This is a genomic window from Azospirillum formosense (assembly GCF_040500525.1).
GTDB classification, from domain to species: domain Bacteria; phylum Pseudomonadota; class Alphaproteobacteria; order Azospirillales; family Azospirillaceae; genus Azospirillum; species Azospirillum formosense_A.
In genome coordinates this window covers 89,480-111,989 of sequence record NZ_CP159405.1, presented here as the reverse complement: position 1 = coordinate 111,989, position 22,510 = coordinate 89,480, and the positions used below count along the sequence as shown (strand labels likewise).

Sequence of the window (22,510 nt, the reverse complement as noted above, 5' to 3'; positions counted from 1 at the left end):
CCATGCCCCCAGGCCAACCATCCGTAGGCCAACCCCCGGGCCCAGCCGCGACCGTTGCCGCCACCGTCAAGCCGCCCCGCGCGTCGCAGCGCGGGACCACGGCGGCGGCGGCCATCTACCGCGACCTGCGGGCCGACATCGTGTCGCTGGCCCGCAAGCCGGGCGACCCGATCGTGGAGAAGCTGGTGGCCGAGGCCTTCGGCGTCAGCCGCACCCCGGTGCGCGAGGCCGTCCTGCGGCTGGCCGACGAGGGGCTGGTGGAGGTCTTTCCGCAATCGGGCACCTTCGTGGCGCGCATCCCCATCGCCGCCCTGCCGGAAGCCAACCTGATCCGCAAGACGCTGGAGCAGGCGACCGTCCGCTTCGCGGCGGAGCGCGCCACCCGCAGCCAGGTCGCCGCCCTCCAGGCCAATCTGGAGCGCCAGCGCGAGGTGGACGCCTCGGGCTGCGCCGACGGCTTCCATCAGGCGGACGAGGCGTTCCACGCGCTGATCGCCGATATCGCCGGCTATCCCGGTTTCTGGCCGATCACCCAGCAGGTGAAGGTGCAGATCGACCGCTGCCGCCACATGACCCTTCCCTATCCCGGCCGCCTGGCGGCCGTCATCGCCGAGCACGAGGCCATCGTCGCCGCCATCGCGGACCATGACCCCGACCGCGCGGTGAAGGCGCTCGGCGACCACATCGACGGCCTGCTGCTGACCATCGACGACATGCGACTCGCCACCCCACTCTATTTCTCTCCTGCCGAGGCCCTGACATGACCCACCCGCGTCTTGAACCCTCCCTGTCCGGCCCGCGCATCGTCCCGGTCCTCGTCCTCGACGAGCCGGACACCGCGGTCGCTCTGGCCGAGGCGCTGGTCGCCGGCGGCCTGACCACGCTGGAGGTGACGCTGCGCACCCCTGCGGCGCTCGCTTGCGCGGAGGCCATCGCCGCCCGCGTTCCGGGCGCCCTGGTCGGCCTCGGCACGCTGATCCGGCCGGAGCAGTTCACCCAGGCCCGCGACGCCGGCGCCCGCTTCGTCGTCAGCCCCGGCCTGACCGACCGCCTGGCCGAGGCCGCCAAGACCGCCGGCCTGCCCTATCTGCCGGGCATCGCCACGGTGGCCGAGGCGCTGATTGCCATGGAACACGGCTTCCGCGAGTTGAAGTTCTTCCCGGCGATGCTGAACGGCGGCGCCCCGGCGCTGCGCGGCATGGCGCCGCTGATGCCGGAGATCCGCTTCTGCCCGACCGGCGGCCTCAAGGCGGAGCATGTGAAGGAGATCCTGTCGCTCCCCAACGTCTTCGCGCTCGGCGGCACCTGGCTGACCCCGGCCGACGCGGTGAAGGAGCGCCGCTGGTCCGAGATCGAGCGGCTGGCCCGCGAGGCCTCCGCCCTGGCCCAGGGCTGAGCCGGATGCGGCGGCGCGTCGGCGTGATCGGGCTGGGCATGGCGGCGACGCCGCACGCCCAGAGCCTGCTGGATCTGGCGGACCGCGTCGAGGTGGCGGGCTGCTTCAGCCCGTCCGCCGACCGCCGCGCCGCCTTCGCGGCGCGCTTCGGCCTGCCGGCGGTGGACGGGGCGGAGGCGATCCTCGACGATCCCACCGTCTCCGCCGTCCTGCTGCTGACCCCGCCGGACACCCACGCCGACCTCGTGGCCCGCTGCGCCGCTGCTGGCAAGCACGTCCTGCTGGAAAAGCCGCTCGACGCCACGCCCGCGGGCTGCCGCGCCGTGGTGGAGAGCATGGAGCGCGCCGGGCTGACGCTCGGCGTCATGCTCCAGCACCGCTTCCGCGCCGCCGCGGAAAAGCTGGCGGAGCTTCTGCGCGACGGCACGCTGGGCCGCCCGCTGTCGGCCTCCGTCGTGGTGCGCTGGTGGCGCGACGACGCCTATTACGCCCAGCCCGGGCGCGGCATGAAGGCGCGCGACGGCGGCGGCGTGCTGCTGACCCAGGCCATCCACACGCTGGATCTCTATGTCAGCCTGCTCGGCCTGCCGCGCAAGGTGGCGGCCTTCGCCAACACCAGCGGCCTGCGCCCCATCGACACCGAGGACGTGGTGTGCGCCGCCCTGCGCCACGACGGCGGGCTGCTCGCCATGGTGGACGCCACCACCGCGGCCTATCCCGGCTATCCGGAGCGCATCGAGATCGCCGGCACCGCCGGCTCCGCCCTGTTGATCGGCGACCGGCTGGAGGTTCAACTGCGCTCCGGCGAAACGGTCCAGGCCGGGGAGACGGCGGGCACGCTGGGCGGCGGGGCCGACCCCATGGCCTTCTCCAACGCCCACCACCGCGCCGTCCTGGCCGATTTCCTCGACGCGCTCGACCGCGGCGGCCAGCCGCGCGTGTCGGGGCGGGAGGCGCTGAAGGTCCACCGCCTGATCGAGGCGATCCTCCAGTCCTCCGACAGCGGCGCCGTCACGGCGGTTCCGGAAGACTGAGGCGGATGCGTCAAATCCCTCTCCCGCCCCGGGAGAGGGTGCCCGCGCAGCGGGCGGGTGAGGGTACTGCCGAGGATCAAACCCCGATCCTCGGCAGTACCCTCACCCTCCCACCGCTTCGCGGCGGGTCCCTCCCTCTCCCGGGACGGGAGAGGGACTCGAAGACTCCTCACTCTTCGCTCACGAACTCGTGTCCCGCGCTTGATTTGCCGGGAGCGGCGACCAAGGCTAGATGAGGGACGGGGGGCGCTGTGGCCTCCCGGCGGCTTTCCTGTGGAGAGTGTTCATGCTCATCAAAGTCCGGAGCGCGTCGCAAGCCAGCGAGAACGAGGTGACGCCCCGCGGCCTGTTCCTGTCCCGGCGCTCGATCATGGCCGGTGGCGCCGCCGCCCTGGCGCTCGGCGGCACGGGTGCCCTGTCCGGTCCGGCGCTGGCCGCGCCTTTCCAGGCCCCGCTGACGGTCAGCCCGAAGGACCCCAAGATGGACGCCCAGACTCCGATGAAGTCGGCGACCACCTACAACAATTTCTACGAGTTCGGGACCGACAAGACCGACCCGTCCGAGAACGCCGGCACCCTGCGCACCCGCCCGTGGGAGATCGCGGTGGACGGCGAGGCCGGTAAGCCGGCCACCTTCGGCATCGAGGACCTGCTGTCCTTCCCGCTTGAGGAGCGCGTCTACCGCCTGCGCTGCGTCGAGGGCTGGTCGATGGTCATCCCCTGGGTCGGCTTCCCGCTGGCCGAGTTGCTGAAGCGCGTCGACCCGACCGGCAACGCCAAGTACGTCGCCTTCCAGACGCTGGCCGACCGCTCCCAGATGCCCGGCCTGAAGTATCCCGTGCTGCAATGGCCCTATGTCGAGGGGCTGCGCATGGACGAGGCCATGCACCCGCTGACCATCCTGGCGGTCGGCATGTACGGCGAGACGCTGCCCAACCAGAACGGCGCGCCGGTGCGGCTGGTTGTGCCGTGGAAGTACGGCTTCAAGTCGATCAAGTCGATCGTCCGCATCACCCTGACCCAGGACCAGCCGCCGACCTCCTGGAACCGCTCGCAGCCGCGCGAGTACGGCTTCTATTCGAACGTGAACCCGGAGGTCGACCACCCGCGCTGGAGCCAGGCGACGGAGCGCCGCGTCGGCGAGTTCTCCCGCCGCAAGACGCTGCCCTTCAATGGCTATGGCGAGGAGGTGGCGTCGCTCTACGCCGGCATGGACCTGCGGAAGAACTACTGAGATGGCCGCAGCCCAAAAAAGTGTGTCGAAAGGTCCGGTCGCCCAGGCTCTGTCCTCGCGCTGGGCGAAGCCGGCGGTGTTCGCCCTGGGGCTGGCCCCGCTCGGCTGGATGGTCTGGCTGGGCATGAGCGGCGGGCTGGGGGCCGAGCCGGTGGCCGAGGCGGTGCGGCAGAGCGGGCTGTGGGCGCTGCGCCTGCTGCTCGTCGCGCTCGCCGTCACGCCGCTGCGCATCCTCACCGGTCAGGCGGGGTTGGCGCGCTTCCGCCGGATGATCGGGCTGTTCGCCTTCTTCTACGCGCTGCTGCACGTCTCCGTCTATGTGGGGGTGGACCAGTTCTTCGACTGGGCGGCGGTGTGGAAGGACATCGTGAAGCGGCCCTACATCACCGTCGGCATGGGCGCCTTCGTGATCCTGACGGCGCTGGCAGCGACCTCGACCAACGGCATGGTGCGGCGGCTCGGCGGGCGGCGCTGGAAGGCGCTGCACAAGGCGGTGTTCGTCGCCGGGGCGGCGGGCTGCGTCCATTACGTCATGCTGGTCAAGGGCTGGCAGTACCCGCCCTTCGTCTACGCGGCGATCCTCCTGGGGCTGGTCGCGCTGCGCTACGCGAAGTCGCCGGCGGCCGGGCGGCTCTCCCCGTCCTACCGGACCTGAGCCCGCCTCAGCCCAACCGGCAGGCACACCCGCATCCCGTCCGCCCCCACGGGCACCACCTCGACCTCCGTCCCGTAAACCTCCCGCATCATGGCGGCGGTGATCACCTCGTCCGGCGCGCCGAAGCGGGCGAGCCGGCCGCCGTGCAGCAGCGCCACCCGGTCGGCGATGGCGAAGGCCTGCTCCGGGTGGTGGGTGGAGAAGACGACCGTCAGCCCCTCTCTCCCCTCGCCGTCCGCCAGCCGCCGCACCTGCTCCAGCACGCGGACCTGATTGCCGAAATCCAGGCTGGCGGTCGGCTCGTCGAGCACCAGGACGCGGGGAGCCTGCGCCAGCGCGCGGGCGATCAGGGCCATCTGCCGCTCGCCGCCGCTGATGCGCAGCCAGTCGCGCTCGGCCAGATGCCCGATGCCCAGCCGTTCCAGCGCGGCCTCGGCGGCGGCGTGATCGGACGCGGCGGGGGCGCTGAAGGCGCCGCGGTGGGCGGTGCGGCCCATCAGCACCATCTCGCGCACGGTGAAGGGAAACTGCCCCGCCCCCGCCTGCGGGACATAGCCGAAGGCCAGGGCCCGGCGGCGCGGCGACCAGCCGGCGGTGTCCTCGCCATCGACCCTCACCCGCCCGCCGCGCGGCGGCAGCAGGCCGAGCAACGTCTTGAACAGCGTCGTCTTGCCGCCGCCGTTGGGGCCGAGCAGGCACAGCACCTCCCCCGCCGCCACGGCGAAGCCGACCCCGGCGCCGACCACCCGCTCGCCGTAGCCGAAGGCGAGGTCCTCCACCGACAGCCGCGCGCTCATGACCAGCCGCGCTTTCCGAAGGCGAGCAGCCAGAGGAAGACCGGCGTGCCGATCACCGCGGTCAGCACGCCCAGCGGCAACTCCACCGGCCCCAGGCTGCGCGCCAGCGTGTCCACCGCCAGCAGATAGGCCGCCCCCAGCAGCACCGCCGTGGGCAGCAGCCGGACGAAGGCCGGGCCGACCATCAGCCGGGCGAGGTGCGGCACCAGCAGCCCGACCCAGCCGACGATCCCGCTGACCGACACGGCGGCGGCGGTCATCAGCGTCGCCGCCACGATAACAACGATCCGCACCACCCGTACCGGCACGCCGAGCGCCGTCGCCTCCTCGTCGCCCAGCGTCATCACGTCGAGCCGCCAGCGCAGCAGCACCAGCGGCAGCAACGCCACCGCCACCGGCGGGACCAGCGCCGCGAGGTCGCCGCGGTTGACCGCAGACAGGCTGCCGAGCAGCCAGAAGGTGATCGCCGGCAACTGGTTGTAGGGGTCGGCCAGATACTTCAGCAGCGCCACGCCGGAGCCCAGCAGCGCCCCGATCACCACGCCGCCCAGCACCAGGACCAGCACCGGGTCGCGCCCCCGGATAGCCGAGGCGACGGCCAGCACCACCCCCACGGCCAGCAGCCCGCCCGCGAAGGCCATGCCCTGGATGGCGAGCACCGGCAGCGAGGCGAAGATGCCCAGCACCGCCCCCAGCGCCGCCCCCGACGACACGCCGAGGATGTCCGGCGAGACCAGCGGGTTGCGGAACAGCCCCTGGTACGCCGCTCCCGAGGCGGCCAGCCCGGCCCCGACCAGCATGGCGGTCAGCACGCGCGGGCCGCGGATGTCCCAGATCACCGTCTCCACCGCCGGGGCGACGGCAGCGCTGCCAAGGCCCAGCTTCGCCGCGAGCAGCCCGGCCAGTTCCCCCGGCGGGACGGGATAGGCGCCGGTGCTGAAGGCGACGCAGACCGCGGCGACCAGCAGCGCGGCCACCCCGCCCAGCGTCAGCGCGAAAGGGACCTCACCCCGGCGGGCGGCTGCCGGCGAGGAGGGCGTCGATCTGCTGCGCGGTGGGCTCCCGGTGGTAGAAGAGGGCATAGAAACGTCGCGTCTCCTCGCGCAGATCCTCCGGAAACAGCTCCGGATAGAGGACGGCGCCCAGCCAGCGCAGGCCGAGCAGGCGGTTGGCGGCGGGCGGGGAATCGATCCAGGTGAAGGGCAAGCCCGGCGACAGGTAGACTCGCCGGTCGCGCACCGCTTTCACCCCCTGCCACAGCGGGTCGGTCCACACGCTCTCGTAGAAGCCGCGGTCGATGGTGACGATGGCGTCCGGCTGCCAAGCCAGAACCTGCTCCATCGACACGTTGACCAGCCCGCCGTTGCCGAGAGTCTCCGCCGCGACGTTGCGCACCCCGGCGACGTCCAACGCCTCGACGTTGATCGAGCCGCGGATGCCGGTCTGCAGGCCGCGCGGCCCGCGCGCCATGTAGACCTTCAGCCGCCGGTCCTCCGGCACGCCGTCGAAGCGGCGGCGCACCTCGGCCAGCGTCGTCTCGGCGTAGCGGGCCAGCTCCTCCCCCCGCTCCGCCACCCCCATCAGCGCGCCGAGCGTGCGGAAGGTGCGCGCGGAGTCGGCGAGGTGCCCGTCGATCAGCAGCGTCGGCACCCGCGTCTGCTCCTGCACCCGGTCGGCCAGCGACACGAAGGTCGGGGCGGTGCTGCCGACATCGACGACGACGTCCGGCCTCGCGGCCACCACGGTTTCCAGATTGACGGTGTTGCCGCGCCCGGTCAGCCGCCCCAACTCCGGCAGGTCGGCGTAGCGGTCGGGCAGGAAGGGCCGCTCCGGCGGGCTGATTGCCCGCGTCCAGCCCAGCAGTTTCTCGGGCGCCAGCATGTAGACGACGACGGAGGCCGGAGGCCCGGCGGGGAACACCCGCTCCACCCGGTCCGGCAGGGCGACGCGGCGTCCGGAGGAGTCCGTGACCATCCGCTCCGCCGCGGCCGGCCCAGCCAGCAGGGCGAGCAGCAGCCCGGCTCCCGCGCCCGCCATCCATCCGCGTCTGCCCGCCATGCCGATCCTGCTTCTTCCGTAGCCGCCCCTCCAAAGCATGGGGGCTGCGCCCGCCACCGTCCATACGACAATGGCCATTGAGTCCCCTCTCCCGCCCCGGGAGAGGGAAGGGGCCCGCGCAAAGCGCGGGAAGGGTGAGGGTCCCGGCAACGGACAAGCGCCTTGATCCTCGGCTTTACCCTCACCCGGCCCTTCGGGCCACCCTCTCCCGAGGCGGGAGAGGGATACTGCCTAGGGACAAGCGCGCCAAGCCGCCCGCGAAGGTCACGCTTTGACCACGGGCGGCCTCTCCATCCGAAAGGATAGGGTGCCGCGGTCCGCCCACAAAGCCCGTGCCGCCCGATGACCGCATCCCCCCTCCGCCGAGCCGCCCTCGCCACCGCCGCCCTGCTTGCGCTGTCCGGCTGCGCCGGCTTCGGCTCGGCGGTCACGGGGGTGACCACGGCGGGCGTGGCGGCGACGGTCGGCTCGGCCACCGGCAACCCGGTGCTGGGCGTCATCGCCGGCGCCGGGGTCAGCTACGGCATCGACCAGGGCGTGAAGTACGCGGAGCGGCGGATCACCGACAACGTCCACAACGCCGTCGCCCACGCCGCCGGCCCGCTCGCCGTCGGGCAGGCGGCGACCTGGACGGTGGAGGAGACGCTGCCGCTGAGCGGCAAGACCGGCACCGTGCAGGTGGCGCGCGGCTTCGGCGAGGCGATCCCCTGCAAGGACGTGGTCTTCACGCTCGACGACGCGCCGGACTTCAACGTCACAACCATCTGCCGGGCCAAGGACGGCCAGTGGCGCTGGGCGCTGGCCGAACCCGCCACCCGGCGCTGGGGCAGCCTGCAATAGCGCCCGGTCCATGCGGCGTACGCATGCGTTCGGCCATGTACGGGCGGCCCGCGTTGGGGTAAAGCTCCGCGGGCGTCTGCGTCACGGGAGTCCGCGCATGTTCACGGCCAAAATCCTTCTTCTCGGCTCGGGCGAACTCGGGAAGGAGTTCGTCATCGCCGCCAAGCGCCTCGGCTGCGAGGTCATCGCCTGCGACAGCTACGCCAACGCCCCGGCGATGCAGGTCGCCGACGCGGCGGAGGTGTTCTCCATGCTCGACGCGGACGCCCTGCGCGCGGCCATCGCCAAGCACACGCCGGACTTCATCGTGCCGGAGGTCGAGGCCATCCGCACCGAGGTGCTGCACGAGTTCGAGGACGCCGGCCTGACCGTCGTCCCCTCCGCCCGCGCCGCCACCATGACCATGAACCGCGACCGCATCCGCGAGGTCGCCGCGGTGGAACTGGGGCTGCGCACCTCCAAGTACCGCTACGCCGAAAGCCTGGAGGAGGTGATCGCCGGGGCGGAGCACACCGGCCTGCCCTGCGTCATCAAGCCGGTCATGTCCTCCTCGGGCAAGGGGCAGAGCACCGTCCGCACCGCGGCGGAGCTTGAGGCCGCCTGGACCTACGCCGTCGCCAACATGCGCGGCGACCGCCGGAAGGTCATTGTCGAGGAGTTCGTGCCCTTCGAGTACGAGATCACCCTGCTGACCGTCCGCACCCGCGAGGGCATCCTGTTCTGCGAGCCGATCGGCCACCGGCAGGAGCGCGGCGACTACCAGGAATCCTGGCAGCCGGTGCCGATGCCCACGGCGCTGCTGGACGACGCAAAGGACATGGCGGCGAAGGTCGTGGACAATCTCGGCGGCTACGGCATCTTCGGCGTCGAGTTCTTCGTCACCAAGGACGAGGTCGTCTTCTCCGAGCTGTCGCCGCGCCCGCACGACACCGGCATGGTGACCCTGCTGTCGCAGAACCTGTCGGAGTTCGACCTGCACGCCCGCGCCATCCTGGGCCTGCCGATCCCGGCGATCCACGTCCATGGCCCGGCCGCCTCCGCCGTCATCCTGGCCGACCGCGAAGCGGAGCGCTTCGCCATCGAAGGGCTGGCCGACGCCATGCGCGTCGGCAGCGCGGAGCATGACGTGGACGTCCGTCTGTTCGGCAAGCCGACGACCCGCAAGAACCGCCGCATGGGCGTGGCGCTCGCCGCCGGCACCGACACCGACGACGCGCGCGAACGGGCGCTGAAGGCGGCCTCGGCGATCGGCATCCGCTACGAGTGACGTTCCGGAGCTGGGCGCGACCGTCGATGTCCGACGGCGCGGCCCGGCGACGGGCTCGAACCGCCGCTCAGCGCAAAGCCGCGCCGATCATTGGGTAAAGAACGTAGATCCCGAAGAGCGCTGCCCCCAGCAGGGTGAGCAAAATCCGGAACCCCGCCCGCCAGCCGCCCTCCGCGCGGTGAAGGTCCAGATACTGGGTGAGAATCCGGTCGGCCTTGAGGTTGGCCGCGGCGAGGACGAGTCCGACCCCGAGCGGGCCGAGGCCGCCGGCGCCCTCGCCGTGCCCGGCCCACATCGAGACGGCGGTGAGGAGCATCAGAAGCATCCAGGTGCGTGTCAGGATCGCCATCGCTCACCTCAGCAGATAGACGATGGGGTAGAGCAGCACCCAGATCAGGTCCACCATGTGCCAGAAGGCGGCCCCGGTCTCCAGATTCTCTAGGCTGTCCCACCACGTGACGATGCCCAGGATGACGATCCCCGCGGCGACGTGCATCGCGTGGAAGCCGGTCAGCAGATAATAGAGCTGGAAGAAGCTGTTGGTCTCCAACGTGAGGCCCCGGCCGATCTTGTCGCCGTACTCGACCGCCTTGATGGCGAGGAACAGACCGCCGAGGGCCATCGCGCCCAGCATCGCTGCGCGATGGGAATGGCCCGAGGCCCGACGCCGCACGGCGCTCGCGACCAGCCAGCCGCTCGTCACCAGGACCATGGTGTTCACGCCGCCGAACAGACGGTCCAACTGCGCCTGGGACGCGTCGAAGGTCGCCGGGTCGAGGGCGCGCGTCACCGCAAAGGCGATGAACATCGCCCCGAAGGCCGCCAGTTCCCCCAGGATGAGAATCCACATCATGGGGTTGCCGGGCAGGCTGGAGAGAGGCCCCCAATCGGCGGCCTCCCCCTCCGCAGCGCCGTCCGCGATGACGACCGTCGCCGGCGCGGCAGTCTCCGTCATGTCCGCTGTCCTTCCGGAAGTGATGACCGGAAGGGACCATGGCGCGGGATTGATGCGCCGTCTTTGCCCGAGGGCAAACTCGCGGCCGGTTGCCGGTCAGTTGGCGCCAGTCATCAAACGCCGGTTCACTGATAGCCGCCCTTCTCCGCGCGCTCCCGCGCCGCGTCCTCCTGGGCCTTGGTCATCTCGTCCTTGGTCGCCGCCGGCTGGTCGTCGGGCTTGCCCGTCGCGCGGTCGTTCTCGGCTTGCGGTTGGGAGTCGGTGTTGCGGTTGTCGCCCATCGCGTCATCCTCCGGCATGAGGCGGGCCGACGCGGCCCGCCTTAAGCCTCACCAACACGCCCGCGCGCCGGTCGTCTCACTCCACGCTTCGCCCGCGATCAGGCGACGATGCCGGCGTCGTGCAGGCGCCCGATCTCGGCCGACGGCAGGCCGAGCAGGTCGGCCAGCACCGCGTCGGTGTCCTGGCCCAGGACGGGCGCCGGCCGGTGGTCGCTGCGCTCGCCCAGGCCGGGGAATCCGAGGGGCGAGCCGGGAACCAGCAGAGGACCGACCTCCGGCTGCTCGACCTCGCGGAACAGCGGGTTGGCGGTGGAGCAGCGCGCGTCCTCCGCCACCAGCTGGCCGAAGTCCCGGTACGGCCCCCACAGCACGCCCGCCCCGGCGAAGGCGCTCTCCACCTCGGCCAGGGTGCGGGCGGCGAACCAGGGGGCGAGCACGGCGGAGATGGCGTCGCGCGCCAGGAAACGCCCGCCCTCGTCGTTCATGTCCACGTCCATCAGCGGGCCGATCATCGCCAGCCGCTCGGTCAGCCCGGTCGCCTTGCCCAGCGCCTTCCACTGGCGGTTGGAGATGGCGACGACCATCGCCCGCCGCCCGTCGGCGGTGGCGAAGTCGCGGCCGTAGGCGCCGTAGAGGTCGTTGCCCATCGGCGGCCGCACCGCGCCGTTCACCCGGACGTCGGCGAGGTAGCCGAGGTTGCCGACGGTCGCCAGCATCACGTCGGCCAGCGCCACCGTCACCTCCTGCCCGCGTCCGGTGCGGCGGCGGTGCCGCTCCGCCGCCAGCAGGCCGGTCGCCAGATAGAGGCCAGCGGCGACGTCCCAGGCCGGAAGCACGTGGTTCACCGGCTCTCCGCCCCGCCCGGTCGCCATCGGGAAGCCGCTGGCGCAGTTGACGGTGTAGTCCACCGCCGCCGATCCGTCCGGGTTGCCGGTCAGCCGCAGCATGATCAGGTCGTCGCGCCTGGCCGACAGCGCCTCATAGCCCATCCAGCCGCTGGCCGGCAGGTTGGTCAGCAGGAAGCCCGCGTTCTCGCCCGAGGCGGTGATAATCGCCTGGGCGATCTCGCGCCCCTCCGGCCGGTCGAGCGCCAGCGTCACCGACCGTTTCGCCTTGTTCAGCGCGGTCCAGTAGAGGCTGGTGCCGTTCGGCGCCACCGGCCAGCGCCGGTAGTCGATGTTGCCGCCGATGGGGTCGATGCGGATCACGTCGGCGCCCAGCTGGGCCAGCGTCATGCCGCCCAACGGCGCGGCGATGAAGGCCGACACCTCGACGACGCGCAGATCGGAGAGAAGCGAGGACATGGGAGTCTCGATCCAGATGGAAACAACGTGGTGGACGGGTGCCCCCACCCTAGCCCTTCCCCCGCTCACGCAGGGGAGGGGACTGTTCCCCCTCCCCCGCCCAGCGGGGGAGGGTCGGGGTGGGGGCAAAGGCCGACGCGCCTTACACGCAGCGCCCGCCGTCGATCTCCAGCACCACGCCGGTCAGGAAGGCCGCCTCGTCCGACGCGAGGTAGAGGGCGGCATTGGCGACGTCGGTCGGCTGGCCCAGGCGGCCGAGCGGCACGATGCCCATCATGCGCGCGCGCTTCTCCGGGGTGTCGCCGCCCATGAAGGTGGCGAGCAGCGGCGTCTCGGTGGCGACCGGGGCGAGCGCGCAGACGCGGATGTTGTCCGGCGCCAGCTCCAGCGCCAGCGACTTGGTGATGTTGTGCACGGCGCCCTTGGTCGCGTTGTACCAGACCAGCCCCGGACGCGGCCGCAGGCCGGCGGTGGAGCCGAGATTCAGGATCACGCCGGACTTCTGCGCCCGCATGGTCGCGACGACCGCCTTGGAGTAGAGGTAGATCGACTTGACGTTCAGCGCGAAGACGCGGTCGAACTCCTCCTCGGTCACGTTCTCGAACGGGCCGTTGGCGTGGGTGGAGCCGGCGTTGTTGACCAGGATGTCCAGCCGCCCGAACTTCTCGACGGTGGCGGCGATGGTCATCTCGACGTCGGCCATCTTGGTCACGTTGGCGGCGATGCCGATGGCGGACTCGCCCAGACGTTCGGCGACCGCCTTGGCGGCGTCGCCGTTGATGTCCACGACCGCGACGCGGCCGCCCTCGCGCACGAAGGTCTCGGCCATCGCGAGGCCCAGCCCCTGCGCCGCACCGGTGATCAGGGCGACCTTGCCGTCCAGACGCTTCGTCATTCTTATTTCCTCCCCAAGGGATTATGTGGTGATGGGAGGCTATCCGCGCCGCACCGGCCGTGCTATGGACCATCCGTCATAACTGCTATCAGCCCGCACAGCCGGTCATGACCATCGCGTCAGGGCGCGCTGTTCTCCCCGGCGCTGCCGGGGGCGACGACCTTGCCCTTGAGCACGCCGTTGGCGACGCATTTCGCCACCTCGGCGTGGATCAGCCGCAGCAGGGCGCGCGTCGCCTTCGACACCGGCTGGTGCAGCGGCGTCGCCGTGACGAGCATGGCGTGCATGTCCTTGGAGCTGATTTCGCGGGCGATCAATCGGCCCTGGCGCACCTCGCGGTGGACGGCGCCGAAGGGCAGGATGGTCGAACCCATGCCCTCCTCCACCAGCTGCTTGATGGCGGTGACGGAATCGATCTCCATGTCGACCTGGAGGTCGATGTCGGCCCGCCGCACCGCGGCGTCGACCACCCGGCGCAGGCCGTTCTCCAGTCCCGGCAGGACGAAGCGCAGGCCGCCCAGCGTCTCCACCTCAACCGGCCCGTCGCCGCCGGCCACCGCGTCCTTGGCGGGCTGGACGAGCAGCAGATTTTCGACGAGTAGCGGCGAGGACAACATGCTGCGCCCCCGCCGGGCGTCGTAGAGCACGGCGAGGTCCAACCGCCCGCCCTCGACCCATTCCAGCAGCGTGCCGCTGAACACCTCGTGGATGCGCAGCGTGGCGTCGGGGTAGTTCTCGTGGAAGCGGCGGGCCAGCGGCGCCCCCAGCGTGGCGCAGATTGACGGGGGAAGGCCCAGCGTGACCGAGCCGGTCAGCCGCTCCGACTGGTCCTGGATCTCTTCCTTGATCTCCGACAGCGCGCCCAGCAGATGGCGCACCACGTCGTAGAGCTTGCGCCCCTGCTGGGTCAGCGAGACGCCGCGGCCATGGCGGTAGAACAGGCTGGTGCGCAGCTCGTGCTCCAGCTTCTGGACCTGCCGGCTGAGCGCCGGCTGGGTGATGCCAAGCTTGACCGACGCCTTGGAAAAGCTGCCAAGGTCGGCCACCTGAACAAAGTAGCGCAGTTCCAGAAGTTCCATCGGAGGACAGGTCTCGTCGTTCGGCCTCCGGGTCGATTAGCGAATACGCCGGTATGACACAAGCGGAGTCCTGACAGGTCAGTCCTGCCCGGTCCTCCGCCGTGTCTCGCGATCAATTGCGCCGGGTGAGCAGGCCGCGCGCCACAACCTGGGCCTGGATTTCCGCCGCCCCTTCGAAAATATTCAGAATACGGGCGTCGCACAGCACACGGCTGATCGGATACTCGACCGCGTAGCCGTTGCCGCCGTGGATCTGCACCGCGTTGTCGGCGTTCGACCAGGCGACGCGCGCCGCCAGCAGCTTCGCCATGCCGGCCTCGATGTCGCAGCGGCGGTCGCTGTCCTTCTCGCGCGCGGCGAAGTAGGTGAGCTGGCGGGCGATCATCGTCTCCACCGCCATCCAGGCGATCTTGCCGGCGACGCGCGGGAAGGCGGCGAGCGGGCGGCCGAACTGAACGCGCTCCTGGGCGTAGCGCAGGCCAAGCTCCATCGCGCTCTGCGCCACCCCGACGGCGCGGGCGGCGGTCTGCACGCGGGCGGATTCGAAGGTCGCCATCAGCTGCTTGAAGCCCTGGCCCTCGACGCCGCCCAGCAGGTTTTCACGCGGCACCGTGAAGCCGTCGAAACCGATCTCGTACTCCTTCATGCCGCGATAGCCGAGAACCGGAATCTCGCCGCCGCTCATGCCCTCGGCCGGGAAGGGGTCGGCCTCGGTGCCGCGCGGCTTCTCGGCCAGCAGCATCGACAGGCCGCGGTAGCCGGGAGCGTCCGGATCGGTGCGAACCAGCAAGGTCATCAGGTCCGACCGGCTGCCGTGGGTGATCCAGGTCTTCGCCCCGGTGACGCGGTAGGTGTCGCCGTCCAGCACCGCGCGGGTGCGCAGGCTGCCCAGGTCGGAGCCGGTGTTGGGCTCGGTGAAGACGGCGGTCGGCAGAATCTCGCCGGACGCGAGGCGCGGCAGCCAGCGCGCCCGCTGCTCGGCGGTGCCGCCCAGCCGGATCAGCTCGGCGGCGATCTCCGCGCGGGTGCCCAGCGAGCCGACGCCGATGTAGCCGCGCGACAGCTCCTCCGTCACCACGCACATGGCGAGCTTGCCCATGCCGAGGCCGCCGTCCTCCTCCGGCACGGTCAGGCCGAAGACGCCCATCTCGGCCATCTGCTCGACGACCGGCATCGGGATCAGCTCGTCCTTCAGGTGCCACTCGTGGGCGTGCGGCTCCACCACGTCGGCGACGAAGCGGCGGAACTGCTCGCGCACCATGTCGAGCGCCTCGTCCTCCAGCGCCGCCTCGCCGAAGCCGCCGCCGTGCAGCGCGTCGGCCAGCAGCTCGGCGATGCGCAGCCGCAGGGCGGAGGCGTTGCCGGCGGCGATCAGCCGGCGCACCGCCTCGGTGCGGAAGGCGGCGCGCTCCGCGTCGTCCAGCCCGAAATCGGCGGGGCGGACGATCTCGCCCTGGCTCATCGCCAACCCGCCGTCGAGCTGGGCCAGATACTCGCCGAAGGCGGCCTGGAGCATGCAGGCCTCAAGCTCGCCCAGCCGGCCGGCGCGGTCCAGCCGCTCCGCCCAGCCCTGCATCTGGCGCAGCGCCTCGGCGTAGGTCGCCACCCAGGCGAAGCCGTGCGCCGCCACCTGATGGCGGTCGAGCGCCGCAGCATCGACGCGCCCCTCCGGCGCCACCAGCGCGGCGACGCCGCGCTCGGCGGCCTCGGCCAGCCGCGCCACCGCGTCGAGCGCCGCCGCCGTGGTGGGCAGCAGGTCGGACAGCGCAAGCGGGCCGTTGGAGGTTGGTGTGGACGACATGGCGGGTTTCCTCGGTGCGTGTTGTTTTGGTGTTGTTCTGGCTCAGTCCGCCGCGATGGTCTCGCGGGGCGGGAGGGACGCGGCGATCCCGGCGAAGGCCTGCTCCACCAGCCGGCGCTGGTCGGCCTCGTGGTCGCCGTGGAAGCTGCCGGCGGGCGAGGCCGCCTCGTCGCGGGCCACGCAGGCGACGCGCGGCTCGGCGCAGCCGGCGGCCGCCCGCAACGCCTCCAGACGGCGGTCCAGGTAGGTCCAGGCGCCGAGATTGCACGGCTCCTCCTGCACCCAGGCGCAGGACGCGCCCGGCCAGCGGCGGAACAGCGCCGACAGCGCGGCGTCGGGCAGAGGATACAGCATTTCCAGCCGGACCACCGCCACGGCCTCGGCCCCACGCTCGGCGCGCTCGCGCTCCAGCTCATAGGCCAGCTTGCCGCTGCACAGCAGGATGCGCTCGACCCGCGCCCCGGCGGTGGCGATGACCGGCTGGAAGGCGGTGCCCGGCGCGAGCTCGGCCAGGGTCGACACGGCGGCGGGCAGGCGCAGCAGCGTCTTCGGGCTCAGCACCACCAGCGGCTTGCGGTCGCGGCGCAGCATCTGCCGGCGCAGCAGATGGAAGTAGTTGGCCGGGGTGGAGGGATGGGCGACGCGGATGTTGTCGCGCGCCGCCATCTGGAGGAAGCGCTCCGGCCGGGCGGAGGAATGCTCCGGCCCCTGCCCCTCCAGCCCGTGCGGCAGCAGGATGACGAGGCCGGAGGGCTGGCGCCACTTGTCCTCGGCGCTGACGACGAACTGGTCGATCATGATCTGCGCGCCGTTGGCGAAGTCGCCGAACTGCGCCTCCCAGATCACCAGCGCGTCGGGCCGCTCCAGGCTGTAGCCGTACTCGAAGCCGAGGACGGCGTATTCCGACAGCGGGCTGTTGACCACGTCGAACCGCGCCTGCTCCACACCCAGATGGTTCAGGCTGACATGGCGGCGCCCGGTGACGGTGTCGGTCAGCGCGAAGTGGCGGTGCGAGAAGGCGCCGCGCACCACGTCCTGACCGGTCAGCCGCACCGGCGTGCCCTCGGCCAGCAGGGTGGCGAAGGCCAGCGCCTCGCCGGTCGCCCAGTCCAGCGGCTCCTCGGCGCGGCGGCGGATGACGCGCTCCACCTTGCGGTCCACGGCGAGCCCGTCGGGAATGGCGGCCAGCGCCGCCAGCAGCCCGCGCAGCCGGTCGTCGGCGATGCCGGTGTCCGGTTCGGCGGGAAGCGCGCCGGCCGGGGCGAAGGGCGACCAGCGCCCGCCGGGGAAGCCGTCGTGGTTCGGCCGGTGGTCGGACGCCGCGGCCAGCGCCTCCTGGAAGCGGGTCTTGTGCCCGGCTGCCAGCGCCTCGGCCTCCTCGGGGCCGACCAGCCCGTCGGCGGCCAGCCGCTGCGCGTAGAGAGCGCGGGCCGGCGGGTGGGCGTCGATCGCCTTGTAATCGAGCGGCTGGGTGAAGCGCGGCTCGTCGATCTCGTTGTGGCCGTTGCGGCGGTAGCCGACGAGGTCGATCACCGCGTCGCGCCCGTGCGCCTGCCGGAAGGCCACGGCGAGGTCGGCGGCGCGCAGGGCGGCGTCGGGATCGTCGGCGTTGACGTGCAGGATGGGGCTGTCCACCGCCTTCCACAGGCCGGTGCAGTGGAGCGAGGTCCGCGCCTCCTCCCGCTCGGTGGTGAAGCCGATCTGGTTGTTGACGATGACGTGGATGGTCCCGGCGACGGTGAAGCCGGGGACGCCGGACAGTTGCAGCGCCTCCGTCACGCTGCCCTGGCCGATCACGCTGGCGTCGGTGTGCAGCAGCACGCAGAGCACCCGCTTGGCCTCGCCGCCCTGGGCCCGCTCCAGGTCCTGGCGGGCCCGCGCGCGGCCCAGCGTGACCGGGTTGATCGCCTCCAGATGCGACGGGTTGGGCGACAGGGTCAGGGCCAGCGACCGCTCGCCGAAGGAGAGCGTGCTCTCCACCCCCATGTGATAGGGCACGTCGGCGGGAACCGGCGGATCGGTGAGGAAGGGGTGCATGCCCTTGATGCCGGCGAACAGCTCGACCAGCGGCTTGCCCAGCGCGTTGGCCATCAGGCTGAGCCGGCCGCGGTGCATGGTGCCGACCTGGACCTCGGTGACGCCCGCCGCCGCCGCCGCCGCGAGGATGCGGTCGAGCAGCGGGATCAGCGTCTCCATGCCCTCCGCCCCGAAGCGCTTCTTGGTCGGGTAACGGACGGCGAGCAGCCGTTCGAACTCCTCCGCCGCGGTCAGCAGCGCCAGCGCGCGGCGGCGCGCCTCGGCCGGCGGAGCGGCTTCCGCCCCCTCATAGGCGTCGCGCAGCCAGGAGCGCAGGGCCGGATCGTCGATGTGCGCGGTCTCCAGCGTCAGCGTGCCCTGATAGAGCCGGCGCAGGCGCGCGGTCTGGGCGTCCTCGGACGCGGAGGATGCGGGAGGCGCGGCGCGGCCCAGCGGGTCGAGCGCGGCGGCGGCGTGGCCGCGTTGGCGGATCTCCTCCTGGCGCAGCGGAACCGTCGGATCGCCGGTGGGGACGCCAGCCGGCATTCCGGCGGGAACGGCGCCCAGCTCGTCCAGGATCTGGAAGACGGCGCGCCAGCTCACGTCCACCGACGCGGGGTCCTCGCGGAAACGTTCCTGCAACGCTTCGAGATAGGCGGCTCCGGCGGCGTTGAGCGGAGAGGACAGCCTAGACATGGCGCACACCGTTCATGCGATTGAACATCCGTCGGTTTGATGGCGGTCGGAGACCAGTTGCCCCCAGCTTATCGGCCCATCGCGCGGCGCGGAGCGCATGGCGTGCCTGTAGCAGATATTCATTGCGGGCATAGCAAACCGTCCGAGCCCGCACCGGTTGGGCGGGGCCGCCGCGGGTTTCGGGCGAAACCGTCCGCACCCCTGATGGCTTGCCGCGCTTATGGCTGATATGCCGGCAAAACGCATTCCGCTGTGCGGCCGGCTGATCCACTGTCACGGTCACCACAGCTTCCCCGGCCACGCACCAGGGACCAAACGCCTCGGACCGGCATCGCCTTGTCCGGGCAACAAAAATCTCGGCCATAAAAATCTCGGGAGGAAGACCAACATGAAGCGCCGTCAATTCTTCAAGGGTGCCGCCGTCGTTGCCGGCGCCTCCACCCTCGCCGCCCCGGCCATCGCCCAGTCGGAGCCGACGATCCGCTGGCGCTGCGTGTCCAGCTTCCCGAAGAACATCGAGGTTCTCTACGGCAGCGCCGAGGTGATGGCGAAGAACATCGCCGAGGCCACCGACGGCAAGTTCCAGATCCAGGTCTTCGCCGCCGGCGAGCTGGTCCCGGCGCTGCAGGCGCTCGACGCCGCCAGCAACGACACGGTGGAGATGGCCCACACCGCGTCCTACTACTATGTCGGCAAGGACCCGAGCTTCGCCTTCGGCTGCTGCCTGCCCTTCGGCCTGAACACCCGCCAGCAGAACGCCTGGTTCTACCACGGCGAGGGCGGCAAGCTGCTGGAGGAGTTCTACGCGGGGCACAATCTGAAGGCGCTCGCCGGCGGCAACACCGGCGCCCAGATGGGCGGCTGGTTCCGCAAGGAAATCAAGAGCATGGAGGACCTCAAGGGTCTGAAGTTCCGCATCTCCGGCCTGGGCGGCCAGATCCTGTCCAAGCTGGGCGTCGTGCCGCAGCAGGTCAGCGGCGGCGACATCTACCCGGCGCTGGAGCGCGGCACCATCGACGCCGCCGAGTTCAACGGCCCGTACGACGACGAGAAGCTCGGCCTCTACAAGATCGCGCCGAACTACTACTACCCGGGCTGGTGGGACGGCACCTCGCTCCAGCACTTCTTCATCAACACGAACCGCTGGAACAGCCTGCCCAAGCATTACCAGGCGGCGCTGACCTCGGCGGCGGCGCTGGCCAACGTCGACAGCGTGGCGCGCTACGACGTGCTGAACCCGGCGGCGCTGAAGCGCGTGGTGGAGAAGGGCGCCAAGCTGCGCGCCTTCCCGCAGGATGTGCTGCAGGCCAGCCACAAGGCGGCCATGGACCTCTACGACGAGCTGTCGGACAAGAACCCGACCTTCAAGAAGTTCTACGAGAGCTACCGCCGCTTCCAGACGGACTCGAACCTGTGGAACCAGGCGTCGGAATACGCCTACGACAGCGCCGTACTCCGTCTCGCCCGGCGCTGATCCGGCACCTTGTCAACCATGACCGGGGAGCGGGGCCGCCGCTCTCCGGCCGTGGCATCGTCGCGTTTCGCGCGACCGGCTTTTCCCGGAGGGCCTGCCCACCATGCCGACCCCCAACGCTTCCCCCTTCATGACGGCCCTGGTCGGGGCCTGCCGGCTGGTCGACGCGGTCACCGCGCGGCTGGGCAAGGCGATATCCTGGCTGATCGTGCTGGCCATCCTGGTGTCGGCCGTCAACGCCGTCGTCCGCAAGACGTTCGACGTCAGTTCGAATTCGTGGCTCGAGCTGCAATGGGTGCTGTTCGCCGCGGTGTTCCTGCTCTGCTCCCCCTGGACGCTGAAGGAGGACGAGCACATCCGCATCGACATCGTGAACGCGCAGCTTGGCAAGCGCGCCCGCGACACCATCGACCTGTTCGGCCATCTGGCCTTCCTGCTGCCCTTCAGCTTCGTGATGATGGTCACCTCCTGGCCCTTCGCCATCGCCTCCTACGCGATCGAGGAGCAGTCGATGAACGCCGGCGGCCTGCCGCAATGGCCGGCGAAGCTGCTGATTCCGCTGGGTTTCACGGTCCTGTTCATCCAGGGCCTGTCCGAGCTGGCCAAGCGCGCCGCGATCATGTCCGGCCATCTGGAGGACGACAACCACCGGGCCGGCGGCCATCAGGCGGCGGCCGAGGCCGAGGCGGAACGGCTGCTGGCCGCCGAGCGCGAGCGCGCCTCCCACCCCGACACCCTTCCCAGCCGGTGACCGCGCGATGAGCACGACCTCCCCCTCCCTTTCGCCGCGCGCCGTCCGGCTGTCCGTCATCTCCCTCGTGCTGCTGGCGGTGGTCGCCGTGGCGCTCTACGTGCTGCCGGTGCCCGGCGCCGCGGCGCTCGCCGAACAGGACGGCTGGCGCGGCTGGGTCGGCCACAACATGGCGCCGATCATGTTCGCCACGCTGGTCGGCATGCTGCTGCTCGGCTATCCCGTGGCCTTCGCGCTGGCCGCCAACGGGCTGCTGTTCGGCCTGATCGGCATCGAGATCGGTCTGTTCCGCCCCGACCTGTTCCAGGCGCTGCCGGAGCGCGTCTACGGCACGATGAACAACGACGTGCTGCTGGCCGTGCCCTTCTTCACCTTCATGGGTCTGGTGCTGGAGCGGTCCGGCATGGCCGAGGATCTGCTCGACACCATCGGGCAGCTGTTCGGCTCGATCCGCGGCGGTCTGGCCTACGCCGTCATCTTTGTCGGCGCGCTGCTCGCCGCGACGACCGGCGTGGTGGCCGCTTCGGTGATCTCCATGGGCCTGATCTCGCTGCCGATCATGCTGCGCTACGGCTACGACCGCCGCTTGGCGTCGGGCGTCATCGCGGCGTCGGGCACGCTGGCCCAGATCATCCCGCCCTCGCTGGTTCTGATCGTCATGGCCGACCAGCTCGGCCGCTCGGTCGGCGACATGTACGAGGCCGCCTTCATCCCCGGCCTTCTGCTGTCGGGCCTCTACGCCCTCTACGTCTTCGTCGTCTCGATGATCTGGCCCAACGCCGCCCCCGGCCTGCCGCCGGAGGCCATCGCCCATCGCGAGCCGAACGGAACGCGCGGCGTGTGGCAGCTCGGCCTGCTGACCCTGTTCTCGGGTGCGGTCGCCACCTGGGTGATGGGCCGCACCGACGTGAAGTCCGGCGCCGACTACGTCGTGCTGCTGCTCTCGGTGGCGGTGCTGGTCGCCTTCCTGGCGGCGGCGTTCAACCGCGGCTTCGGCGCGCGGCGCCTCGTCCTGCAGACCGTCGCCACGGCGGCGCTGACCGCGGCGGCGGCGTGGCTGACGGTCAACGAATGGACCACCCTGGCCCTGATCGGCGATTCCGTTGCGGCGGGCGCGCTCTACGCGCTGGCGGTCGCGGTGGTGGAGCGGGCGAGCGGCCGGCGCCTGATCTCGCGCATGGCCGAGCAGGCGACTTTCGTCATGGTGCCGCCGCTGGCGCTGATCTTCCTGGTGCTGGGCACCATCTTCGTCGGCCTCGCCACCCCGACCGAGGGCGGCGCCATGGGCGCGGTCGGCGCGCTGGCTCTGGCGGCCATGAAGAAGCGGCTGAACCTCGACATGGTGCGGCAGGCGACCTACGCGACCGCCAAGCTGGCCTCCTTCGTGCTGTTCATCCTGATCGGCGCGCGGGTGTTCTCGCTGACCTTCTACGGCGTCAATGGCCACATCTGGGTCGAGGAGCTGATGGTCTCCCTGCCCGGCGGGCAGATGGGCTTCCTGATCGCCGTCAGCGTGATGGTCTTCCTGCTGGCCTTCTTCCTCGACTTCTTCGAGCTGGCCTTCATCGTCATCCCGCTGCTGGCCCCGGCGGCGGACCGTCTCGGCATCGATCTGGTGTGGTTCGGCATCATCCTGGCGGTGAACATGCAGACCAGCTTCATGCACCCGCCCTTCGGCTTCTCGCTGTTCTTCCTGCGCTCGGTGGCGCCGAAGGTGCCCTACATCGACCGCATCACGAAGAAGGAGACGGCCCCCGTCCTGACCAGCCAGATCTACTGGGGCGCGGTGCCCTTCGTGGTCATCCAGCTCGTCATGGTGGCCCTGGTGATCGCCTTCCCGCAGATGGTCATGCACTACAAGTCGACCGCCACCAAGCTCGACGACAAGCAGGTCGAGGAGCAGTTCAAGGGCCTCGGCGGCGACCTCGACGACGACCTGCCGCCGCTGGAATTCAAGTGATCGAGACCGAGAGAGGG

The 22,510-nt window shown here is 71.1% G+C and carries 21 protein-coding genes; 10 read left to right on the top strand and 11 right to left on the bottom strand.

Annotated features, from left to right (window positions below; all coding sequences use genetic code 11):
* The first annotated feature begins 2 nt into the window (after window positions 1-2).
* The 5 genes from ABVN73_RS24785 to ABVN73_RS24765 all read left to right on the top strand — a co-directional run bounded on the left by ABVN73_RS24785 (window position 3) and on the right by ABVN73_RS24765 (window position 4,319).
* Window positions 3-764, top strand: coding sequence for a GntR family transcriptional regulator (locus ABVN73_RS24785; RefSeq protein ID WP_353861748.1), 762 nt, complete (start codon window positions 3-5; stop codon window positions 762-764).
* Window positions 761-1,396 carry a bifunctional 4-hydroxy-2-oxoglutarate aldolase/2-dehydro-3-deoxy-phosphogluconate aldolase gene (gene eda, locus ABVN73_RS24780; protein WP_353861747.1) on the top strand — a complete coding sequence of 212 codons (636 nt, stop codon included), beginning with the start codon at window positions 761-763 and terminating at the stop codon, window positions 1,394-1,396. The genes ABVN73_RS24785 and eda overlap by 4 nt, the downstream gene beginning before the upstream one ends.
* 5 nt (window positions 1,397-1,401) lie before the next feature.
* On the top strand, window positions 1,402-2,430 hold the full coding sequence (locus ABVN73_RS24775; protein WP_353861746.1) for a Gfo/Idh/MocA family oxidoreductase: 1,029 nt from the start codon (window positions 1,402-1,404) through the stop codon (window positions 2,428-2,430).
* Window positions 2,431-2,716: 286 nt separating this feature from the next.
* The gene (msrP, locus tag ABVN73_RS24770; RefSeq protein WP_353861745.1) at window positions 2,717-3,664 is read left to right on the top strand and encodes a protein-methionine-sulfoxide reductase catalytic subunit MsrP; all 948 of its coding nucleotides are present in this window, start codon (window positions 2,717-2,719) and stop codon (window positions 3,662-3,664) included.
* Window position 3,665: 1 nt separating this feature from the next.
* A complete protein-coding gene (locus ABVN73_RS24765) occupies window positions 3,666-4,319 on the top strand; it encodes a protein-methionine-sulfoxide reductase heme-binding subunit MsrQ (protein ID WP_353861744.1) in 654 nt (217 codons plus the stop codon).
* Here ABVN73_RS24765 and ABVN73_RS24760 read toward each other — a convergent pair.
* The 3 genes from ABVN73_RS24760 to ABVN73_RS24750 are packed head-to-tail and all read right to left on the bottom strand — an operon-like array spanning window position 4,307 to window position 7,174.
* Complete coding sequence (locus ABVN73_RS24760; RefSeq protein ID WP_353861743.1) at window positions 4,307-5,116, bottom strand: ABC transporter ATP-binding protein; 810 nt, start codon at window positions 5,114-5,116, stop codon at window positions 4,307-4,309. The genes ABVN73_RS24765 and ABVN73_RS24760 overlap by 13 nt on opposite strands.
* Window positions 5,113-6,093, bottom strand: a complete 981-nt coding sequence (locus tag ABVN73_RS24755) for an iron ABC transporter permease (protein ID WP_353861742.1) — start codon at window positions 6,091-6,093, stop codon at window positions 5,113-5,115. The genes ABVN73_RS24760 and ABVN73_RS24755 overlap by 4 nt, the downstream gene beginning before the upstream one ends.
* 28 nt (window positions 6,094-6,121) lie before the next feature.
* A complete protein-coding gene (locus tag ABVN73_RS24750; protein WP_353861741.1) occupies window positions 6,122-7,174 on the bottom strand; it encodes an iron ABC transporter substrate-binding protein in 1,053 nt (350 codons plus the stop codon).
* A 342-nt stretch (window positions 7,175-7,516) separates the two neighbouring features.
* On the opposite strand from ABVN73_RS24750, the gene ABVN73_RS24745 reads away from it, so the two are divergent.
* Together ABVN73_RS24745 and purT are read left to right on the top strand one after the other, a co-directional pair.
* A complete protein-coding gene (locus ABVN73_RS24745) occupies window positions 7,517-8,014 on the top strand; it encodes a hypothetical protein (protein ID WP_353861740.1) in 498 nt (165 codons plus the stop codon).
* 97 nt (window positions 8,015-8,111) lie between these two features.
* Window positions 8,112-9,281 (top strand): formate-dependent phosphoribosylglycinamide formyltransferase, encoded by a 1,170-nt coding sequence (purT, locus tag ABVN73_RS24740; RefSeq protein WP_353861739.1) that lies wholly within the window; start codon window positions 8,112-8,114, stop codon window positions 9,279-9,281.
* 67 nt (window positions 9,282-9,348) lie between these two features.
* Here the strand turns inward: purT and ABVN73_RS24735 are convergent, their stop codons facing one another.
* The 8 genes from ABVN73_RS24735 to ABVN73_RS24700 form a co-directional block, all read right to left on the bottom strand.
* Complete coding sequence (locus ABVN73_RS24735; RefSeq protein WP_353861738.1) at window positions 9,349-9,630, bottom strand: cytochrome C oxidase subunit IV family protein; 282 nt, start codon at window positions 9,628-9,630, stop codon at window positions 9,349-9,351.
* A gap of 3 nt (window positions 9,631-9,633) precedes the next feature.
* Window positions 9,634-10,236: a cytochrome c oxidase subunit 3 family protein gene (locus ABVN73_RS24730; protein WP_353861737.1), complete on the bottom strand. Its 603-nt coding sequence runs from the start codon at window positions 10,234-10,236 to the stop codon at window positions 9,634-9,636.
* Window positions 10,237-10,361: 125 nt separating this feature from the next.
* Window positions 10,362-10,517, bottom strand: coding sequence for a hypothetical protein (locus ABVN73_RS24725; RefSeq protein WP_353861736.1), 156 nt, complete (start codon window positions 10,515-10,517; stop codon window positions 10,362-10,364).
* 98 nt (window positions 10,518-10,615) lie between these two features.
* The gene (locus ABVN73_RS24720) at window positions 10,616-11,821 is read right to left on the bottom strand and encodes a CoA transferase (protein ID WP_353861735.1); all 1,206 of its coding nucleotides are present in this window, start codon (window positions 11,819-11,821) and stop codon (window positions 10,616-10,618) included.
* Between the two features lie 142 nt (window positions 11,822-11,963).
* Complete coding sequence (locus ABVN73_RS24715; RefSeq protein ID WP_040137916.1) at window positions 11,964-12,716, bottom strand: glucose 1-dehydrogenase; 753 nt, start codon at window positions 12,714-12,716, stop codon at window positions 11,964-11,966.
* 119 nt (window positions 12,717-12,835) lie between these two features.
* Window positions 12,836-13,795 carry a LysR substrate-binding domain-containing protein gene (locus tag ABVN73_RS24710; RefSeq protein ID WP_353861734.1) on the bottom strand — a complete coding sequence of 320 codons (960 nt, stop codon included), beginning with the start codon at window positions 13,793-13,795 and terminating at the stop codon, window positions 12,836-12,838.
* A 112-nt stretch (window positions 13,796-13,907) separates the two neighbouring features.
* A complete protein-coding gene (locus tag ABVN73_RS24705; RefSeq protein WP_353861733.1) occupies window positions 13,908-15,596 on the bottom strand; it encodes an acyl-CoA dehydrogenase family protein in 1,689 nt (562 codons plus the stop codon).
* A gap of 42 nt (window positions 15,597-15,638) precedes the next feature.
* Window positions 15,639-18,308, bottom strand: coding sequence for a 2-oxoglutarate dehydrogenase E1 component (locus tag ABVN73_RS24700; RefSeq protein WP_353861732.1), 2,670 nt, complete (start codon window positions 18,306-18,308; stop codon window positions 15,639-15,641).
* Between the two features lie 388 nt (window positions 18,309-18,696).
* Between ABVN73_RS24700 and ABVN73_RS24695 the strand changes: the two genes are divergently transcribed.
* From ABVN73_RS24695 to ABVN73_RS24685, 3 genes are all read left to right on the top strand, one after another.
* Window positions 18,697-19,782, top strand: a complete 1,086-nt coding sequence (locus ABVN73_RS24695) for a TRAP transporter substrate-binding protein (protein ID WP_353861731.1) — start codon at window positions 18,697-18,699, stop codon at window positions 19,780-19,782.
* A 130-nt stretch (window positions 19,783-19,912) separates the two neighbouring features.
* Window positions 19,913-20,533, top strand: a complete 621-nt coding sequence (locus ABVN73_RS24690; protein WP_353861928.1) for a TRAP transporter small permease subunit — start codon at window positions 19,913-19,915, stop codon at window positions 20,531-20,533.
* A 169-nt stretch (window positions 20,534-20,702) separates the two neighbouring features.
* On the top strand, window positions 20,703-22,493 hold the full coding sequence (locus tag ABVN73_RS24685) for a TRAP transporter large permease subunit (protein ID WP_353861927.1): 1,791 nt from the start codon (window positions 20,703-20,705) through the stop codon (window positions 22,491-22,493).
* The last annotated feature ends 17 nt before the right edge of the window (window positions 22,494-22,510 follow it).

Coding starts and splice junctions, on each gene's coding strand:
- ABVN73_RS24785 (WP_353861748.1), top strand. CDS start 3: ATGCCCCCAGGCCAACCATCCGTAGGCCAACCCCCGGGCCCAGCCGCG.
- eda (WP_353861747.1), top strand. CDS start 761: ATGACCCACCCGCGTCTTGAACCCTCCCTGTCCGGCCCGCGCATCGTC.
- ABVN73_RS24775 (WP_353861746.1), top strand. CDS start 1,402: ATGCGGCGGCGCGTCGGCGTGATCGGGCTGGGCATGGCGGCGACGCCG.
- msrP (WP_353861745.1), top strand. CDS start 2,717: ATGCTCATCAAAGTCCGGAGCGCGTCGCAAGCCAGCGAGAACGAGGTG.
- ABVN73_RS24765 (WP_353861744.1), top strand. CDS start 3,666: ATGGCCGCAGCCCAAAAAAGTGTGTCGAAAGGTCCGGTCGCCCAGGCT.
- ABVN73_RS24760 (WP_353861743.1), bottom strand. CDS start 5,116: ATGAGCGCGCGGCTGTCGGTGGAGGACCTCGCCTTCGGCTACGGCGAG.
- ABVN73_RS24750 (WP_353861741.1), bottom strand. CDS start 7,174: ATGGCGGGCAGACGCGGATGGATGGCGGGCGCGGGAGCCGGGCTGCTG.
- ABVN73_RS24745 (WP_353861740.1), top strand. CDS start 7,517: ATGACCGCATCCCCCCTCCGCCGAGCCGCCCTCGCCACCGCCGCCCTG.
- purT (WP_353861739.1), top strand. CDS start 8,112: ATGTTCACGGCCAAAATCCTTCTTCTCGGCTCGGGCGAACTCGGGAAG.
- ABVN73_RS24735 (WP_353861738.1), bottom strand. CDS start 9,630: ATGGCGATCCTGACACGCACCTGGATGCTTCTGATGCTCCTCACCGCC.
- ABVN73_RS24730 (WP_353861737.1), bottom strand. CDS start 10,236: ATGACGGAGACTGCCGCGCCGGCGACGGTCGTCATCGCGGACGGCGCT.
- ABVN73_RS24725 (WP_353861736.1), bottom strand. CDS start 10,517: ATGGGCGACAACCGCAACACCGACTCCCAACCGCAAGCCGAGAACGAC.
- ABVN73_RS24720 (WP_353861735.1), bottom strand. CDS start 11,821: ATGTCCTCGCTTCTCTCCGATCTGCGCGTCGTCGAGGTGTCGGCCTTC.
- ABVN73_RS24715 (WP_040137916.1), bottom strand. CDS start 12,716: ATGACGAAGCGTCTGGACGGCAAGGTCGCCCTGATCACCGGTGCGGCG.
- ABVN73_RS24710 (WP_353861734.1), bottom strand. CDS start 13,795: ATGGAACTTCTGGAACTGCGCTACTTTGTTCAGGTGGCCGACCTTGGC.
- ABVN73_RS24705 (WP_353861733.1), bottom strand. CDS start 15,596: ATGTCGTCCACACCAACCTCCAACGGCCCGCTTGCGCTGTCCGACCTG.
- ABVN73_RS24700 (WP_353861732.1), bottom strand. CDS start 18,308: ATGTCTAGGCTGTCCTCTCCGCTCAACGCCGCCGGAGCCGCCTATCTC.
- ABVN73_RS24695 (WP_353861731.1), top strand. CDS start 18,697: ATGAAGCGCCGTCAATTCTTCAAGGGTGCCGCCGTCGTTGCCGGCGCC.
- ABVN73_RS24690 (WP_353861928.1), top strand. CDS start 19,913: ATGACGGCCCTGGTCGGGGCCTGCCGGCTGGTCGACGCGGTCACCGCG.
- ABVN73_RS24685 (WP_353861927.1), top strand. CDS start 20,703: ATGGCGCCGATCATGTTCGCCACGCTGGTCGGCATGCTGCTGCTCGGC.